Origin of the sequence: Paenibacillus thalictri (assembly GCF_004307995.1) — a bacterium.
Taxonomy (GTDB): Bacteria; Bacillota; Bacilli; order Paenibacillales; family NBRC-103111; genus Paenibacillus_AF; species Paenibacillus_AF thalictri.
Genome location: NZ_SIRE01000016.1, coordinates 70,481 through 86,956 on the forward strand (window position 1 = coordinate 70,481; position 16,476 = coordinate 86,956).

General features: G+C 50.4%; 15 protein-coding genes. 5 read left to right on the top strand and 10 right to left on the bottom strand.

What is annotated here, in order from left to right; translation table 11 throughout:
* The first annotated feature begins 82 nt into the window (after positions 1-82).
* From EYB31_RS21950 to EYB31_RS21970, 5 genes are all read left to right on the top strand, one after another.
* On the top strand, positions 83-733 hold the full coding sequence (locus EYB31_RS21950; protein ID WP_240762713.1) for an ANTAR domain-containing response regulator: 651 nt from the start codon (positions 83-85) through the stop codon (positions 731-733).
* 2 nt (positions 734-735) lie between these two features.
* The gene (locus tag EYB31_RS21955) at positions 736-1,827 is read left to right on the top strand and encodes an anthranilate phosphoribosyltransferase (protein ID WP_131015567.1); all 1,092 of its coding nucleotides are present in this window, start codon (positions 736-738) and stop codon (positions 1,825-1,827) included.
* A gap of 222 nt (positions 1,828-2,049) precedes the next feature.
* Complete coding sequence (locus EYB31_RS21960) at positions 2,050-3,033, top strand: lipoate--protein ligase (RefSeq protein WP_131015568.1); 984 nt, start codon at positions 2,050-2,052, stop codon at positions 3,031-3,033.
* 16 nt (positions 3,034-3,049) lie between these two features.
* Positions 3,050-4,504 (top strand): M23 family metallopeptidase, encoded by a 1,455-nt coding sequence (locus tag EYB31_RS21965; protein WP_240762715.1) that lies wholly within the window; start codon positions 3,050-3,052, stop codon positions 4,502-4,504.
* Positions 4,505-4,612: 108 nt separating this feature from the next.
* Complete coding sequence (locus EYB31_RS21970; RefSeq protein WP_131015569.1) at positions 4,613-5,302, top strand: metal-dependent hydrolase; 690 nt, start codon at positions 4,613-4,615, stop codon at positions 5,300-5,302.
* Between the two features lie 100 nt (positions 5,303-5,402).
* On the opposite strand, the gene EYB31_RS21975 is transcribed toward EYB31_RS21970, so the two are convergent.
* From EYB31_RS21975 to EYB31_RS22020, 10 genes are all read right to left on the bottom strand, one after another.
* A complete protein-coding gene (locus EYB31_RS21975; protein WP_165452546.1) occupies positions 5,403-6,383 on the bottom strand; it encodes an ROK family protein in 981 nt (326 codons plus the stop codon).
* A 22-nt stretch (positions 6,384-6,405) separates the two neighbouring features.
* A complete protein-coding gene (locus tag EYB31_RS21980; protein WP_131015571.1) occupies positions 6,406-7,089 on the bottom strand; it encodes an N-acetylmannosamine-6-phosphate 2-epimerase in 684 nt (227 codons plus the stop codon).
* A gap of 138 nt (positions 7,090-7,227) precedes the next feature.
* The gene (locus EYB31_RS21985) at positions 7,228-8,004 is read right to left on the bottom strand and encodes an SDR family NAD(P)-dependent oxidoreductase (RefSeq protein ID WP_131015572.1); all 777 of its coding nucleotides are present in this window, start codon (positions 8,002-8,004) and stop codon (positions 7,228-7,230) included.
* A gap of 54 nt (positions 8,005-8,058) precedes the next feature.
* Positions 8,059-8,865, bottom strand: a complete 807-nt coding sequence (locus EYB31_RS21990) for a histidinol-phosphatase (RefSeq protein ID WP_131015573.1) — start codon at positions 8,863-8,865, stop codon at positions 8,059-8,061.
* 47 nt (positions 8,866-8,912) lie between these two features.
* Complete coding sequence (locus EYB31_RS21995; protein ID WP_131015574.1) at positions 8,913-9,788, bottom strand: carbohydrate ABC transporter permease; 876 nt, start codon at positions 9,786-9,788, stop codon at positions 8,913-8,915.
* A gap of 21 nt (positions 9,789-9,809) precedes the next feature.
* Complete coding sequence (locus tag EYB31_RS22000; RefSeq protein ID WP_240762717.1) at positions 9,810-10,673, bottom strand: ABC transporter permease; 864 nt, start codon at positions 10,671-10,673, stop codon at positions 9,810-9,812.
* A gap of 123 nt (positions 10,674-10,796) precedes the next feature.
* Positions 10,797-12,371, bottom strand: coding sequence for an extracellular solute-binding protein (locus EYB31_RS22005; protein ID WP_131015576.1), 1,575 nt, complete (start codon positions 12,369-12,371; stop codon positions 10,797-10,799).
* A 108-nt stretch (positions 12,372-12,479) separates the two neighbouring features.
* Positions 12,480-13,556, bottom strand: coding sequence for a response regulator transcription factor (locus EYB31_RS22010; protein ID WP_131015577.1), 1,077 nt, complete (start codon positions 13,554-13,556; stop codon positions 12,480-12,482).
* Entirely contained in the window at positions 13,553-15,160 is a 1,608-nt protein-coding gene (locus EYB31_RS22015) for a sensor histidine kinase (protein WP_131015578.1), read from the bottom strand. The genes EYB31_RS22010 and EYB31_RS22015 overlap by 4 nt, the downstream gene beginning before the upstream one ends.
* Positions 15,161-15,455: 295 nt before the next feature.
* Positions 15,456-16,466 carry a 2-hydroxyacid dehydrogenase gene (locus tag EYB31_RS22020; RefSeq protein WP_131015579.1) on the bottom strand — a complete coding sequence of 337 codons (1,011 nt, stop codon included), beginning with the start codon at positions 16,464-16,466 and terminating at the stop codon, positions 15,456-15,458.
* Positions 16,467-16,476 lie beyond the last annotated feature (10 nt).

Genomic DNA, 16,476 nt, shown 5'->3' on the forward strand with positions numbered 1-16,476 from the left:
CCAGTTCGCATGTTATATTTTAATCAGATAAAACATAACATATTTTGTTATAAAAGTTATGATGCGATGAGGGAGGGTTGACATGCTTCATTCCTTTTTGCTGATCGATGAATTTCAAACGATACGCAAGCGGCAGCGGATGCATACAGCGTCTTTCGATGAAGAACCGGCGCCTGGAGGCGAGCCTCCGGAAACTGTACCGGAAGCCAAGCTGCGAAACATGGGTTTGCGGGTATATGTCGCTTTGACAGCAAAAGAAATGGCCTCCATGTTGGATCTCGTTGACGCCGTCATCTTATCGGTTCAACCCGAGCGAATGCTTGAATGGAGGAAACAGGTTACCGCCCTGCGGCCCGTTCCGGTTCTGCTGTGGTGCGATCATCTTACCTTTCCGAGCAGCGGATGCAAACTGGACACGGAGCTTGACGGCATGCTCACCGCCACGATGTCGCCCTCGGAGCTGCACTGCTCGCTGCTGCTCGGCTTTAATCAGTTTATAGAACGGCGCGGATGGCAGCAGGAACGGGAGCAGCTGCTTTCCAAACTCGAAGAACGGAAATGGATCGATCAGGCCAAAACGGTGTTATGCGAAGTAAAACAGATCAGCGAAGCCGAAGCATACGATTTTTTACGCAAACAAGCCATGAATGAGCGCAAACGCATCGTTGACGTAGCCACCTCCATTGTCAAAGTATACCAACTGCTGAGAGATCAGAAGCAAGGGGGACGTTAAGCATGATTTCGTTGTTAAAAGAAGTGGGCCGGGGCAAACGCGGCGCCAGAGATTTGACCTATGAGGAAGCGCGCCGCGCCGCAGAGCTGATCGTTACCGGCGAAGCCACACAAGGACAGATAGGCGCATTTCTCGCCGCCGAACGAATAAAAATGGAATCTGCCGATGAAATCCGCGCATTCGTCGATGTGCTGCGCAGCCGTTCCATGCTGCATCCGGTCCCCGGCAGCCTGGACTGCGCCGGTCCGTATGACGGCCGCACAAAAACCTTTATGGCGACAATTCCTACCGCATTTGTGCTCGCTTCCTGCGGCCTGCCCGCAACACTTCACGGCAGCGCGCCGCTGCCGCCCAAATGGGGCATCACAACGCAAACCGTATTACATGAGCTTATTCAACAGATCCGTCAAGCGAAGACGGGTGACTTGCCCATGACCCCGGTCGTCAATGATTCGGAGGAATTCCGGTTTTCCCCCGATGCGTTGATCGGCGCCGCACAGGCAAGCGGCTTTCTTTATGTTTCATCCGAAGACTGGTGCCCTCCGCTCGCCTCGCTGCGCTGCATCCGGGAAGAACTGGGGCTGCGCACCATTTTTAACACAGCCGAGAAGCTGATCCGTTATTCCGACTCCACCTGCATGGTTGCAGGCGTTTTCCATGGCACCGTCTTTGAGAAGCTGGCTAAGCTTGTGATAGAGCTGGGTATCCAGCGGGGCCTCATTATCCAAGGTATGGAAGGTTCGGAGGACATTCCTGTCGATAAAAGCACACGAACTTACCTTATCCGGAACGGATCGAGCAGCTTGTATATCATCGATCCGGAGTATTATGAGCTGCAGGCGGAAGCGCCTGAAGAGGATTGGACCGCTTCCCGGCAAGCGGCAGCCGCTCTTGGCGTGCTGCACGGCAATGCCGACATGCATCACATGAACGCCGTGCTGCTGAACAGCGCCGTTCGCTTATGGATCGGCAGCAGAGCCGACTCCATCGAAGAAGGTATTTACCGGGCGAAAGCGGCGATTGAAGAAGGGGCCGCTTTGCAGGCTTGTTTACGTTGGACCCACGCACTGACCCTCCATGTTAAGAGTCTGTAAAGGCGGTACTTTTCCCCTCAGACAGACTCCCCCGCCTTATCCGGCTGTTGAAAAATGTTCCCAATACATGCACAATAGAGATAGGAATAGCAGACAAAAGCAGCAGCGAAGGTACACCTTACCGCCTCCGCCGCCTCGTATAGATGCCTTAGCGAGGGGCGCGGCGGCGCTTTTTCGCTGCCTGCTTCGAGCTGAAGCCGTCCACTCTAGGAGGAATTGCATGTGCTCTACATCGACAACCGCAATATAACCGACCCTGCGCTGAACTTGGCATTGGAAGAGTATGCCTTAAAGCAGCTTCCCGACAACGATTATTTTTTGTTCTATATTAACGAACCTTCCATTATTATCGGCAAAAATCAAAACACGGTCGAAGAAATCAACCGCGATTACGTGGAACGTAACGGCATCCATGTCGTACGCAGATTGTCCGGCGGCGGTGCGGTTTACCATGATTTAGGCAATTTGAATTTCAGCTTTATTACTAAAGACGACGGCAAATCGTTTCACAACTACCGCAAGTTCACCGAACCTGTCGTAAAGGCGCTGCATCAGCTTGGCGTGCAAGCGGAGCTGACCGGGCGCAACGACATTCAAGTCGGCGAACGCAAAATATCCGGCAACGCCCAGTTTTCCACTAAGGGCCGGATGTTTACGCACGGCACGCTGTTGTTCGATTCGCAAATCGACAGCGTCGCTTCGGCACTGAATGTCAATCCAGAGAAATTCCAATCCAAAAGCGTCAAGTCCGTACGCAGCCGCGTGGCCAACATTACGGAATTTCTGGCTGAGCCGCTGTCGATCGAGCAGTTCAAGCAGCACCTGCTTCATTCGATATTCGGCGGCTCCGAAGCCTCGCGTTACGAGCTGAGCGCCGCCGACTGGGAAGCCGTCCGCGAGCTGGCCGACCAGCGTTATCGCAGCTGGGACTGGAACTATGGAAAGTCCCCTAGCTTTAATATGAAAAGGGCCAAAAAGCTTCCTGCCGGTATGGTCGATGTGCGGTTGTTTGTCGAAGCCGGAGTCATTCGCGAAGCCGCCGTGTTCGGAGACTTTTTCGGCAGGGGCGAAGTTGCGGAATTCGCGGACAAGCTGATCGGTGTCCGGTTTGATACGCAGGCGATTTCCGAGGTGCTGGACAGCATCGATTTAACGTATTATTTCGGCGCCGTTACCAAAGAAGAGCTGCTCGAGCTCTTGCAGTAAACTTAAGGAGGCTCCTATGAGTCCACGCAGGTCAACGCCCCAAACTAAGAAATCGCCCGGCGTCGGGCGCAAACTTGTGCTTACATGTATAGGCGTGGCGCTGCTTGCCTGCGCCGGAGTCATCGCCGCGGAGCGTTACGGATACATCTCCACGCCGCTGAACCCATCCGCAGCGGAGCCGGCCGCTCCGCCCCCTCCAGCCAAAGTCAAAAAGGAAATCGCCGATTTTCATATGGCCGATCTCGATCGTGGATGGATCCAGACTAAAGACGGGGCGCGGATGACCGAGGACAGCGGCGCTCATTGGGCCGATGCCGCGCCTGAGCGGGTCGCCGAGCTGAACGCCGTCAAAGCGGACGAGACGCCGGAGTGGATCAAGGGTGGCATGCCGCCTCAGCCCGTGACGGTAACGGTCGGAACGCAAACTTTTGCCGTGAAAAAAGCGCAGTTTCTGACCGCCAAAATCGGCTGGGCGCTGCTCTCCGGTCCGGCTGATGTCGACGACCTGCTCGCGGTTTCCGCGGACGGCGGCCAAAGCTGGCACGCGGAAGTCACCTCCGATATCGCGGCGGCCGTCGAAGCGGAGCGTAAGCGCATGAAGCGGACTGAACAGGAAGCCGTGCTGTACGTGAGCCAAGATGCCGCCGCCAAGACAGTGGGCTCGGCTTGGACGCTGCTGCCGGACAAAGCCGCTCCCGGCGACGTTGTGCTTGTGCGCAGCAATGAGCCCGGCGAAATCGATTGGGAAGGGAAAAAGTATGCGCTGCAGCCTTTTGGCGCCGGTTACTTTACGTACATACCGCTTTCGATGGCGATCAAACCCGGCAAATATCCGATCGGCTCCGAATCGCTCACAATCGTTTCGAAAAAATTCGAAACACAGTACCTTCAGGTCACCAAGCAGCTTGAAAGCATGAAGCAGGATTCCGCACGCATCGCCGCCGATCAGAAAAAAATCGACTTGGCGCGCAGCCAGTCGAAGCCTGAATTCTTATTCTCGAAGGCGAATTTCATTCAGCCGATCGAAGGTATATTAACGACGCCGTATGGATATACACGTTATGTCAACGGTAAATTCGACAGCTCGCACCGCGCGCTTGATCTTGCCGCCAAGGAAGGCACACCAATCAAAGCGACCAACGACGGCATTGTGGCGCTGGCGGACAGCTTGTATTTGACAGGGAATACCATATATATCGATCATGGCATGGGGCTTTTTTCGCAATATGCCCACCTGTCAAAGCTGATGGTCAAAACCGGCGACGAAGTGAAGCAAGGAGACATTATCGGCCTGGTCGGCACAACCGGATTTTCCACCGGGCCGCATCTGCACTTCACCTATTGGGCGCATAACGTGCCGGTCAATCCGAATCTGTTTTTCGGGACGACGCCGTTTCATTGGAACGAACCGCAGCAGGAGCAGAAGCCTGCGCAAAACACGCCGACTCAAAAGCAGGATTCGAAGCAATAACGCGATCTGAAAGAACGGCTCAAATTAAAAACGAGAGCTGAACCGTCTTCGGAGCTGCGTGTCAATACAGCAGCCATTTATCTCTACTATAAAAAGGAGCCATTTACGATGAAAATCACCTTCCACGGCCACAGCTGCGTGCAGCTGCAAACGTCCAAGCATTCGTTCATTTACGATCCGTTCCTGACGGGAAACCCTGTTGCCAAGCAAGCCGCCGCCGACGTCAAAGTTGACGTCGTGCTGCTGACACACGGGCATAACGACCATGTCGGCGACGCCGAAGCGATCGCCAAGCAAAACGACGCACTTATCGTTGCTCCAAACGAACTTGCCGATTATATGGGCTGGCAAGGCTGCCGGGTACACCCGATGCATATCGGCGGCTCGTATACTTTTGATTTCGGCAAGGTAAAACTTACCCCCGCCCTTCACGGTTCCGGTTATGCGGTCCCGGAATCAAAGCAAATCATTTACATGGGCATGCCTTCAGGTATTCTGCTTTCCGTTGACGGCCTGACGATTTACCATGCCGGAGATACGGCGCTGTTCAGCGACATGAAGCTGATCGGGGAGCTGAACAAAATCGACCTCGCCTTCCTGCCGATCGGCGACAACTTTACGATGGGTCCGGAAGATGCGCTGCTTGCCGCCCAATGGCTCGGGGCCAAAAAGGTCATTCCCGTCCATTACAATACGTTCCCGCTGCTCGCCCAAGACGGAGCGACATTCGCTCAAGCGCTCGCCGCGGTGAACATCGAAGGCATTATTTTACAGCCTGGTGAAAGTTACGAATTATAATACGCCCATAAATATGTAAAAAACACCCCTTATCCGCCTTGAATTCCGTAAAACGTCAGCCGTTTTACGATACAAGGGATTGAGGGGTGTTTTATATGCATTATAAATAATATCCTTTTGTGCTGCGTTCCCATACGAGCAGTCCCGCGCCGATCATGCCGCTCCAATTGCCCTTGTAAGCCGGCACAATCCGCACTCCTTCAAGCAGCGAAGGCATAGCTCGTTCCCGCACGCGGGTGCGAATGCCATCCAGCAGCACGTCTCCGGCTTCCGCCACCCCACCGCCGATGACGATCACCTCGGGATTAAACATGTGAAGCAAAGAAGCGATAGCCGAACCAAGCGCAGTCATCGTCTCCTCCATGATCTGCGACGCCGTTGCGTCGCCGGCCTGCCAGCGGGCGATCACGGCTTTTGCATCCAATTGGTCGTCCACCGATTCACCGAGCAGCTCGCGCATCCTGCGAGCAATGCCGGTGCCTGAGGCAAAAACCTCCAGGCAGCCGATGCTGCCGCAGACGCAGCGTGGGCCCCGCCAGTCGACGGAGATATGGCCAAGCTCGCCAGCTCCGCCCCAAGCGCCGTGGACGAGTCGGCCGTCGACCATAATGGCTCCGCCCACACCGGTACCAAGCGTCAGGCACAGCAGATGTTTGGCGCCTTTTCCCGCTCCCAGTGCCCGTTCGGTCAGCGCCAGCACGTTGGCGTCGTTGTCGACCGCAACCGGGAGACCAAACGCCTCCTGCAGATGGCGCTTTACCTCGGTTCCCCCGTAACCCGGCATCAAGCCGTTGGCGAAGCGGATGCGGCCTGCATGGACATCGACCTGCCCGGCCGTGCCGACACCGATGCCCGCCAGCCGCAGTCCCGGTTCGGCCTGGGTAGCCTCGGCGAGAACCGTTTCGATCACGGCCTGCGCGCGGCCGATCACGCCGAATTGCCGTGCCTGCGTTTCGGCGCTTGCCGTATAAGCGACTTCGCCGCTGCGGTGAATCAGTCCCGCATTGATTTTGGTGCCGCCGATATCTACGCCAACAGCATATTCGGCTTCAGCATCATACATCGCATGAACGGTTGTCACCCGGCTTCCCCTCATTCCGTCATCATTCCGTCACCCTGCGCAGCGCCTGCACGTACCGCGCCGTAATCAGCTGCGGCCTTGTAATGGCGCTGCCGACGACAACATAAGCGGCGCCTGCTTCCAGCGCCTGTGCCGCCGCCTCCGGGGTCCAAATCCGTCCTTCGGCGATGACAGGCACGTTCACCCGGGCACTCAGCTGCCGTACCAATTCGAAATCCGGCGACTCCAGCCGTGGACTGTAAGCTGTATACCCGGACAAGGTCGTGCCGATGAAGTCGGCGCCAAAACGCTCAGCGGCGAGTCCCTCTTCATAAGTGGATACGTCGGCCATCACCGGCCGGCCGGCACGATGCGCATAGGCTATCAACTCCGCGGCGTGCTCCAGCCGCCCTTCGCGGTCGGTCACGTCAAGCGCAACGATGTCCGCTCCGGCTTCGACGATCTCCTTGACCTCATCCAGCGTTGGCGTTATAAAAACGTCCGAGTCCGGGATGACCCGCTTTATCAGGCCAATCACCGGAACGGACACCGCCTGCTTGATCGAACGGATATCGTGCACACCGTTCGTACGGATGCCGATCGCTCCCGCCATGACGGCGGCTTTCGCCATCTTGGCCATGGCATCGCCGCCGTGCAGCGGCTCATCCTCCAGCGCCTGGCACGATACAATGAGTCCCCTGCTTTGAAAAAGCTCGCTTAGCACCATATTTTTTTCATCTCCTCTGTCTTTCCGGGTTAACTTTATCGATTTAACGCTTTAACGTGATTAATAAAACCTTAATTTGTTAATTGTAAAATTATCCCTCTCCCGATTGCAACAAGCTTGCTGCAGGCCCGCCTTCCTCTATAATACCGTGTAGCCGCCATCGATTATAAATACTCCTCCCGTAGCAAAAGAAGAAGCTTCAGATGCCAAATAAACGGCGATGCCCGCCAACTCCTCCGGTTGACCAGGCCGCTTCATGGGAGTGAGATCAATCCATTGTTTGACCATACCGCCATTTTCTTCAAAGTAAGGCCGGGTAAGTTCGGTTTTCATATATCCAGGCGCGATCGTGTTCACTCTGATTCCGTGCTGAGCCCACTCGGCGGCCAAGCTTTTCGTCAGCATGATGACGGCTGCTTTGGATGTATTATAGGCAGCCTGGTGCTGCGGAGTATTCGCGATGATTCCCGACATGGAGGAAATGTTGATGATCGAACCTTTGTGCTGCCGAATCATCACTTTACCGACTGCTTTCGAAACCAGGAACACACTGTTGACGTTAACGTTCATGATTTTCATCCAGTCATCGTTGCTCATATCTTCCGCCTTGACATGCATACTGATGCCCGCATTATTGAAAAGAACATCGATTTTTCCGAATTTGTTCAATACCGTTTCCACCATACGATCGATTTGCTCCGGATTCGTGACATCGACTTCAACGGCGATCGCTTTGATCCCTTCCTTCTCCAGCTCATCAGCCGTTTGCTGGGCAACGTCTAATTGGACGTCTGCGATAACCACCGTGGAGCCCGCTTGAGCTAAAGCCCTCGCGATCGCCTTGCCTAATCCCATCGCCGCTCCCGTAACGATCGATACCTGACCATTTAAACGAAACGCATCGATTACATGCACTTGCAGCACCGCCCTTTCTGCATAACTGATCTGCTTGCGCAGCTTTTCCGCCGATCAGAGCGGTACCATAAACCGTTCTTTTTGGCGAAATAAAGCCCACTCTTTAAAGCCAATCTCCTTTAGGCGCTGCCGCACCGTATCGAAGTCATCGCCAACCCGATCCGGTACATGAGCGTCTGAGCCAAGCGTCAAAGAAACTCCATAATAAAGCGCCCGTTCCAAAAGCTCGTCAGCCGGATACCAGTTGCCGCAGTTTTTCAGTTTGGCGGAGGTATTAACTTCGATCGCGACATCGCATTCACCTATGACCCTCAAGGTCTCGTCGACATCGGGAGTGGAAATACCCGAAAATTCCGGACAATAAGCCCTCATGGCATCGATGTGCCCGAGGATTTGGAACATCCCGCTGCGAGCGGATTGCCGGATCAGCTCATAATAATTTTGTTTGGACCAGATCAGCGTGGTCTCATCCGCTCCGATCCATCTCGTTTTGTCAAAAATGCTCTTTCCTTCGCACCAATGTACAGACCCTATGATGTAATCGAACGGATATTGCTCGTAGATGCTCCGATAAACATCGGCATGCTCCGGAAAAAAGTCCGATTCCACGCCAAGCAGCACTTCGATCTTGTTGCGGTATTCTTCCTTCAGTCTTAGAACCTCGGCCACATAATGCTTAAATTCACTTTTAGCCATCGCAATACCGGGAAACAGCTGATCCGTTTCACTGGCGAAAAAAGGCGAATGATCTGAAATTCCGATCAAATCGAGCCCGCGCTCAATTGCCGCCTCCACGTAGTCGCGAATGGAATCGGACGCGTGTCCGCATCGTTCATGATGAGTGTGAAAATCAAATTTCATGTGAACATCCCCTTCTATTTTGGTATTTATCCCCACCTACAGGACGGTTACTCCTTCAGGGAACCCAACATGGCACCTTTTACGAAATATTTTTGCAACATCGGATACACGATTAAGATCGGCAGGGTCGAGAACAAAATGGCGGCGGCTTTGATCACTTCCGGCGTTTGCAAAGAGCCCGCATCAAAATTTTGGGCATCCATTCCCGAATTGGCATCCCCTTCTACAATTAAGCTTCTTAATTTCAGCTGCAGCGGATGCAAAGGACGCGAACGGATATAAATCAGGGCGGCGAAATAAGAGTTCCACTGGCTTACCGCATGAAACAAAGCAATCGTTGCCAATACCGGTTTCGACATAGGCAGAACCATACGTATAAAAACGCCAAGTTCTCCGCATCCATCGATTTTTGATGCCTCAATGAGTTCGTTAGAGATGCTGCGGAAAAAGGTTCGCATAATAAACACATAATAAGCTCCCAAAGCGCTTGGAATGATCAACGCCCACAACGTGTTGACCAATCCCAAATTTTTGACGACCAGAAAGGTCGGAATAAGCGGCGCAGGGAAAATAAAAGAAAACAAAATGAGTCGTGTCAGCAGTGTGCGACCCGGCATTTGCGGTCTGGCCAGGCAAAAGGATATGGATGAGGTCAACGCCAGGCAAAGAAGCGTCCCGGCAAAGGTGATCCAGACACTGACTCCCATCGCCCGCCACATGTCACCCATTGTGAATAAGGACTTGTATACATCCACATTAAATCCTTTGGGCCATAAATAAACGGCCCTTGCTTCCGCATGCACCGAGCTGCTTAACGAAATCGCAAGCAGATGGATCATCGGCGCGATCATCGTCAAGCTGACGAGGATCATGACGATTCCATTTATCCATTGAAATAACGTATCCGAGCGTTCCCTGATCATACGACCAACCCTCCCTTCCGTTTAGTAAATGCTTTCTCCCGTTGTTTTTTTGCTGAGTTGATTCAGCGAAACAACCATAATCACACTGATCGCCGCCTTAAATATGCCTATGGCTGTCGTATAGCTGTACAGTCCGCTCAATAAACCGGCCCGGTAAATGTAGGTATCGAAGACTTCACCGACTTCTTTATTCAGCGGGTTGACGAAAAACAATACCTGCTCCACATTGGCATCAAGCAGATGACCGATGCGCAGCAACAGCAACACAACGATGGCGGGCATCAAACAAGGAATCGTAATGCTGAACATTTTCCTCCAACGTCCGGCCCCGTCTATATTAGCCGCTTCATACAAGCTTGGATTGATCCCTGTCAGCGCTGCCAAATAAATGATCATCGACCAGCCCACTTCTTTCCAAATCCCGCCGGTGATAACAACGCCGAAAAAATACCGGGGTTCCGTTAAAAACGATACCGGACCGATCCCCATGCCTTTTAATATGGCATTAAATACACCGTCCAAGGACAAAATCTCCAGAAAAATGCCGCCCACGATAATCCAGGATAAAAAATGCGGCAAGTAAAGCAGTGTTTGCACCCAACGTTTGAATGCGACCAATCTGATTTCGTTTAAAAACAAAGCAAGGATCAGAGGGGCCGGAAATCCGAAAAAGATCGAATACAGCCCGAATTTCAATGAATTGCGCAAGATGATTAAAAACTCCGGATACTGAAACATGTATATAAAATGATCCAGGCCGACCCACTTGCTGTTGAAAAACCCGGTAAACAAAGTAAAGTTTTGAAAAGCAATGATGTTTCCGGCGATGGGAATGTACTTGAATATAATAAAATGGAGCACTCCCGGCAGCGCGATAAGCAGCAAAACAAGAGAGTCTGTGAACCTGATCTTTTGCAGCAATTTAATGCCCCTTTCCGTTAACGGTATAAAAAGGGGACTCCCGCCCAAAATTCCGGGAACAGGGAGCCCCTCGCGCCTGTCGCAGAGCTATTTTTTCTTCTGGTACCATTCTGTAGCTTCTTTGATCGCCTGTTCGCCTCCGCGCTGCTTCCAATCGTTTACGAATTTCTCGAAGCCGGTATCCAGATCTTCTCTGCCGACAACCCATCGTACGAAACCGTCGCTAAACAAGCTTCCGGCTGTTAAATTCGGAGTCAGCTCAGGATGTCCGTCCAGCGCTTTCAGAACCGGCATTCCTAAGGAAGCATGTTTATATACCGCTGATTCCGCATCGGCATATGCCTTTAATATTTTTTTGCTGTCGGGAAGTGTACTGATTACTTTAGGGTTTGTTATGCCGATTTCCCTAAAGTTCAGATTTTTTTGAAAAAACTCATACGCATTGTTTTGACTGTTGGCAGGAGCGTTTGGATCGTATTTCACTTGCCCGTTTTCTTCGGTATAATTATGGCCTTTCACACCGAAAGCAAAAAATTGATCCGCCTCAGGGCTGCTCCATGCCCAATCCAAAAATTGAATCACTTCTTCCGGATTTTTCGTGTTAGCCGGTATGACCCATACGAAGTCGACTTGTTCATTTTCCAGATCAACATAAGACTCGCCTTTCGCGCCTTTTAGTGGTGCAGCCATCGTAATTTTCGCATTTGGTTGGTTCAAATATTTGGATGCGCCGTCAAATCTCACATAATGATCCACCAGGGCCGTGAAAGCCCCATATTGCCCCTTATAAATTTCAGCTGTGCGCTCCGCTTGCTTTTTCGTCGCAAAATCTTTCATAATGTAACCGTTGTCATAAAGCTTTTTGTAAAAAGCTACAGCTTCCTTCATCTGGGGTTGAATCACATCCGGCTCCATACGTCCGTTGCGTAATTGCCAAGCACCCGGTCTCACCCCAAACGCTCCGCTTAAAATATCGCTATATTCAAGATTGTCGTTTAAAGGCAATACATATTCATTGTTCGGATCGCCATCCTTATTCATATCTTTCTGCTTGACGCCTTCCGCGTATTTCAGAAATTCATCCAACGTTTTCGGAGGCTCCATTCCCAATTCATCCAGCCAATCTTGACGATAAAACATCATGCGGGTTGCAGGCCATCCTGATAAAACCGGAATCCCGTACGTTTTGCCATTTTTCTTCACCCTTGGACTATCCCAAGAAACCTTCGGGATTTTGGCTTTGAGATGAGGCCCATACTTATCGATCAGCTCGTCCAATTGCAGAAACACGCCTTGATCTACAGCGCCCCGGTGGACAGACGAATCGATACTATCCGTACGAACCAGGTCGGCCAAATCTCCGGAAGCGAAGCGGAGCGCCAACTGCTGCTTAAAGTCGTTTCCGCCTCCCCATGTAAGAAAGTCGTATTTAACGTTGCGGCCAGCCAAGCGATTGATCTCGTTATAATAGATTTGATGGTCGCTCACCGGTCTTTGTGTGGCGAACACTGCATCGGCATGGGTAAGCAGGACGGTAATATCTCTCTTTTTCATTTCGGTATTTTTAGCGCCTCCCGCTGACGACTCCCCTGAATGATTATTGCAAGCCGTCAAACACAAAGCGGGAATTAACACCAAAGTTGCGACGATTCGTTGTTTCATTTACCAATAACCTCCCCCAACTTATGTAAAAATGAACAGGGCCCTCTGCTCATTATTATTGTAACGGGACAAAGTGCGAATTCACATGCATATACTAACGAAATTATGTCAATTCTCATCATGAACCAAAAAATCCGCACTTTTTCGATAAGCTGTCGGTGAAAAACCGGTTTGCTTTTTAAATATTTTTGAAAAATGGGAGTAGTCCTCAAAACCGACGATCAGTCCGATTTCATATACTTTGGCGAATGGCTGCAGCAGCAGCGACTTGGCACGATTGATTCTTATTTTCGTCAAATATTGGAGGAATGATTCCCCGGTCGTCTTCTTGAATAAACTCCCAAAATAATTTGCGGACAATCCGCAATAATCCGCCGCATCCTTTAGCGATAAGCGCGGATTATCGAGGTGCTGCTCGATGTAGGCCAAAACATCTCTCATCATATGACGTTGGCTCAAAATCATGCGGTTTGCCCGAACGGACTCCATCAGATCGGTCATAATGGCGCGAATATGTTCGTAAATCGCCAGCCAATCGCTTGTATGATTCCAATCGACGGCGGACGGAAGCGTTATGGCATTGTGGCTAACCAACTCCATCCGCTCGCAAAAAAGCGAAAAATAATGACGGTATTTCTTCGCCATAAAACTTGTGTCTTCGCTTGCTTCCGCTTGAAGATCTGCCTTCATTCGTTCTAATTCTGCGTTAAGCTCCTCTTCCCGGATATTCCATATCGCCCGCGCAGCTTGTTCTGCGTAAGCTTTACTGTCCAATACCCATTTGTTCCAATTCGCATTGTGCAAACCTTCTTGCGACAGACGAGTTTTAATTTTATTCAGGATCGACAGAAGGTTCTCATAATGGATCGGTTTAAGCAAATAATCGGTTACGTGATAACGCAAAGCCGATCTCGCATATTCGAAATCCGCGTAGCCGGAAACAATCACGAACTCCGCCGGACTATGCCTTGCGCGTAATTCATGAATCAAGGCAAGCCCATCCATTACAGACATACGAATGTCTGTAATAATAATGTCCGGTTGGTGATATTCCGCCAAAGCAAGCGCTTCCCGCCCGTCATCAGCTTCCGCTACTACGACAAATCCTTCCGCTTCCGTTTCAATGACACTCCGCATACTCATTTTGATCATCCGCTCGTCATCGACAATTAAAACTTTGATCAATGCTCTCCGCCCCTTTTATAAAATAATATACAATCAGAAGTGGTATATGGAATTTTGATTTCCATTTCTGTTCCCATCTCGTCGGAACGCAAAATATGAAGCCCGTAAGGAGCACCGAAAGCCAGACGCAGCCGGTTGTGCACATTCCATAAACCAATTTTCTGCGAGGAATGAAGGGATACATCCATTACGTTATTTTTTTCTGAATGAAAAGCGGCATTGTAACGCGCCGCGACCCCCGCCCCCATTCCTTTTCCCCGGTCCGTCACCCTCAAGGAAAAATATGGATCACTCATGCACCCGGATATGACAATGTCCGCGGGATGGAGGCCATGCCTTTCATAACCGTGAATGATCGCATTCTCAACAATAGGCTGGACAATGAGACGAAACAAACAAACCATACTTAGATGTTTCTTTTCAAGATCAATCGTTACCCTCATGTTAGCATATCGTTCCTGCTGAATATTCAAGTAATTCGTTATATGGTTGATTTCATCTTCCAGCAGCACAAGCTGGTGCGGATTGCTTACGCTATATCGAAAAATGCTTGCTAAATATTGCGTCATTTGACATATTGGCTTGATCTTGGCCAGCGTAGCGTATGAATTAATAATTTCCAAGCTGTTGTAAAGGAAATGAGGGTTAATTTGCGACTGCAGCGCCTGGAAAGTGGATTCCTTATGCCTCAGCTCCATTTCTTTTTCTTTCATACGGGACAAATGAATAATTCCGACTAAACGTTTAATATCCACAAGCATTTTGTTGAAGATAATAAAAGCGAATATAAGAATCATCCCGCCGATCATTAAAGTAATGACATGCAGGTGAGACAAATTACCGATGACCTCTTTGATCGGAATCTCGGAAACAATCGTTAGTCCGGTCGAATTTGAAGTCTTATACATGACGATTCGTTTTCCGGTCTCTCCTTGAATAATAGACTGCCCAACCCCGGAGTTTATTTCCTGCACCAAGGACTGGGGAATCTCTGTGCCCCATTTATTCGGGTCCCGATGGTACATAAACCGGTTGCTTGAATCTACAATAGCGATGTAACCCTCTTTGCCAAAAGCAATATCATCCGTCATCTTCACTATGGAATCGATGGAAAACGCCACCAATAGCGCTCCTACCGGACGATAAGTCGTATTATCGATAATAGTTCGATAAATTAGAATGGCATTGTAAGCATTCGACTGGCGGACGCCCACGATGTTATAATTGCTCTCCATTCCTTGCAAGTCGCGAAAACTCGGGCTTATATCACCTACAAACAAGTTTCCGAATGTATTGTCTTTGTGCGAATATAAACCAAACCCAACGATATCCTTACGTCTGTACATAATATTGAGATACAATTCCCGGTGAATCCGCTCTTTCAACTGAAACATCTCATAGTCGTTTCCCGGTTCCAGCTTTACAAACTCCTGAATGAGCGGATTTCCCGGGATGGTTTGAGTATCGGCTTTAATTTCGGCAAAGTATTGATCCAATTGATTGTTCAGTTGGGAAAGCAGCTTCCCATTATAATAAATAACATTATTTTCCATTTCCTTTGTCGAAAAAGCGTACCAGATCAAACCTAAAATAAATAAAGGCATGCAAAAAAAGCCGGCAAAAAAGAGGTATTGTCTTTTCTTTATAGATAACTCTCGAAAATATTTGAACAAATCACATGTCTCCTGTCTTCATTATTATTTAAGCGCTTTCATTTCGCTTCAACAAATAAATGCCCTGAATGTGAGCCCCTTGTGATCCTATTGTAAAGGAAGTTCATGTTTTCATCAACGGGCCGCAATGCTCTGGAACAAGGTGATTCCATTTTCCAGACATTCTGACAACAAATAGCTCCGATTCAAATCGAACCGAAGCTGATTGTTTTATGAAAATGAACGCTTAATTGCCCACAGACTTTATCTTGTTCTGCGCTCCCTCTGCGACATGTACCTCCGGATTCACCCTGTATGGCAGCGGTTCGCCTTTTAATCCGGCCAATATGTTTAGGGCGGCGATTTCGGCCATTTTCAATCGGGTTTCCACTGTGGCGCTGCCAATATGCGGCAGCATGACGACATTGTCAAGAGCAAACAAAGGATGATCCGGCCGAATCGGCTCTGTCTCGAAAACGTCCAGCCCCGCTCCCCATATTTGCCCTGTTCTTAATGCTTCTATCATGGCTGCCTCATCGACATTGGTGCCTCTTGACGTATTGATAAAGATGGCATTTGGTTTCATTAAGGCAAACTCTCTGGCGCCGATCATTCTGAATGTCTCTTTAGTGGAAGGAGCCAGCATCACGACATAATCGGACCGCTTAAGCAGCTCATCAAGAGAACAATAAGCTGCTCCCAACGCTTGTTCGGCCGTTTCCTTTCGGCTGCGGTTGCAGTAGAGAATGTTCATTCCGAATCCGCGGGCTCTCCGAGCTACTCCTTCGCCGATTCTTCCCATGCCGATAATCCCTATCGTAGCGCCATATACGTTTTGACCGGTAAGCAGCATCGGCCCCCAAGCCTTCCATCTATCTTCCCTGATAAAAGCCATTCCCGCAACAACTCTTCTTGCGGTTGCCAGCAGCAATGCAAAGGTTAGATCCGCCACCGCTTCCGTCAACACTTCAGGAGTATGGCCAACCGGAATTCCCCTGCGGGTAGCTTCCGCTACATCGATATTGTTGAAACCTACGGCCATTGTACTGATCACCTTTAAGCGCGGGGCCGCGTCCAGAAGCTCCCGGTCGATCCGGTCGGTTACATTGGTGAACAAAGCGTCGGCGTCCGTTATTTGCTCCATCAACTTATGGCGGGATATCGGTTCATGTTCATCCGGCCACATGTAAACATCGCAATGCTCCGCAAGCAACGCGACGGTGGAGTCCGGCATTTTTCGCGTAATCACAACTTTCATTGCTTTTATC

Bases quoted from the DNA above. Each gene is read 5' to 3' on its own strand.
- EYB31_RS21950 (WP_240762713.1), top strand. From the start codon at position 83: ATGCTTCATTCCTTTTTGCTGATCGATGAATTTCAAACGATACGCAAG.
- EYB31_RS21955 (WP_131015567.1), top strand. From the start codon at position 736: ATGATTTCGTTGTTAAAAGAAGTGGGCCGGGGCAAACGCGGCGCCAGA.
- EYB31_RS21965 (WP_240762715.1), top strand. From the start codon at position 3,050: ATGAGTCCACGCAGGTCAACGCCCCAAACTAAGAAATCGCCCGGCGTC.
- EYB31_RS21970 (WP_131015569.1), top strand. From the start codon at position 4,613: ATGAAAATCACCTTCCACGGCCACAGCTGCGTGCAGCTGCAAACGTCC.
- EYB31_RS21980 (WP_131015571.1), bottom strand. From the start codon at position 7,089: ATGGTGCTAAGCGAGCTTTTTCAAAGCAGGGGACTCATTGTATCGTGC.
- EYB31_RS21990 (WP_131015573.1), bottom strand. From the start codon at position 8,865: ATGAAATTTGATTTTCACACTCATCATGAACGATGCGGACACGCGTCC.
- EYB31_RS21995 (WP_131015574.1), bottom strand. From the start codon at position 9,788: ATGATCAGGGAACGCTCGGATACGTTATTTCAATGGATAAATGGAATC.
- EYB31_RS22005 (WP_131015576.1), bottom strand. From the start codon at position 12,371: ATGAAACAACGAATCGTCGCAACTTTGGTGTTAATTCCCGCTTTGTGT.
- EYB31_RS22015 (WP_131015578.1), bottom strand. From the start codon at position 15,160: ATGCCTTTATTTATTTTAGGTTTGATCTGGTACGCTTTTTCGACAAAG.
- EYB31_RS22020 (WP_131015579.1), bottom strand. From the start codon at position 16,466: ATGAAAGTTGTGATTACGCGAAAAATGCCGGACTCCACCGTCGCGTTG.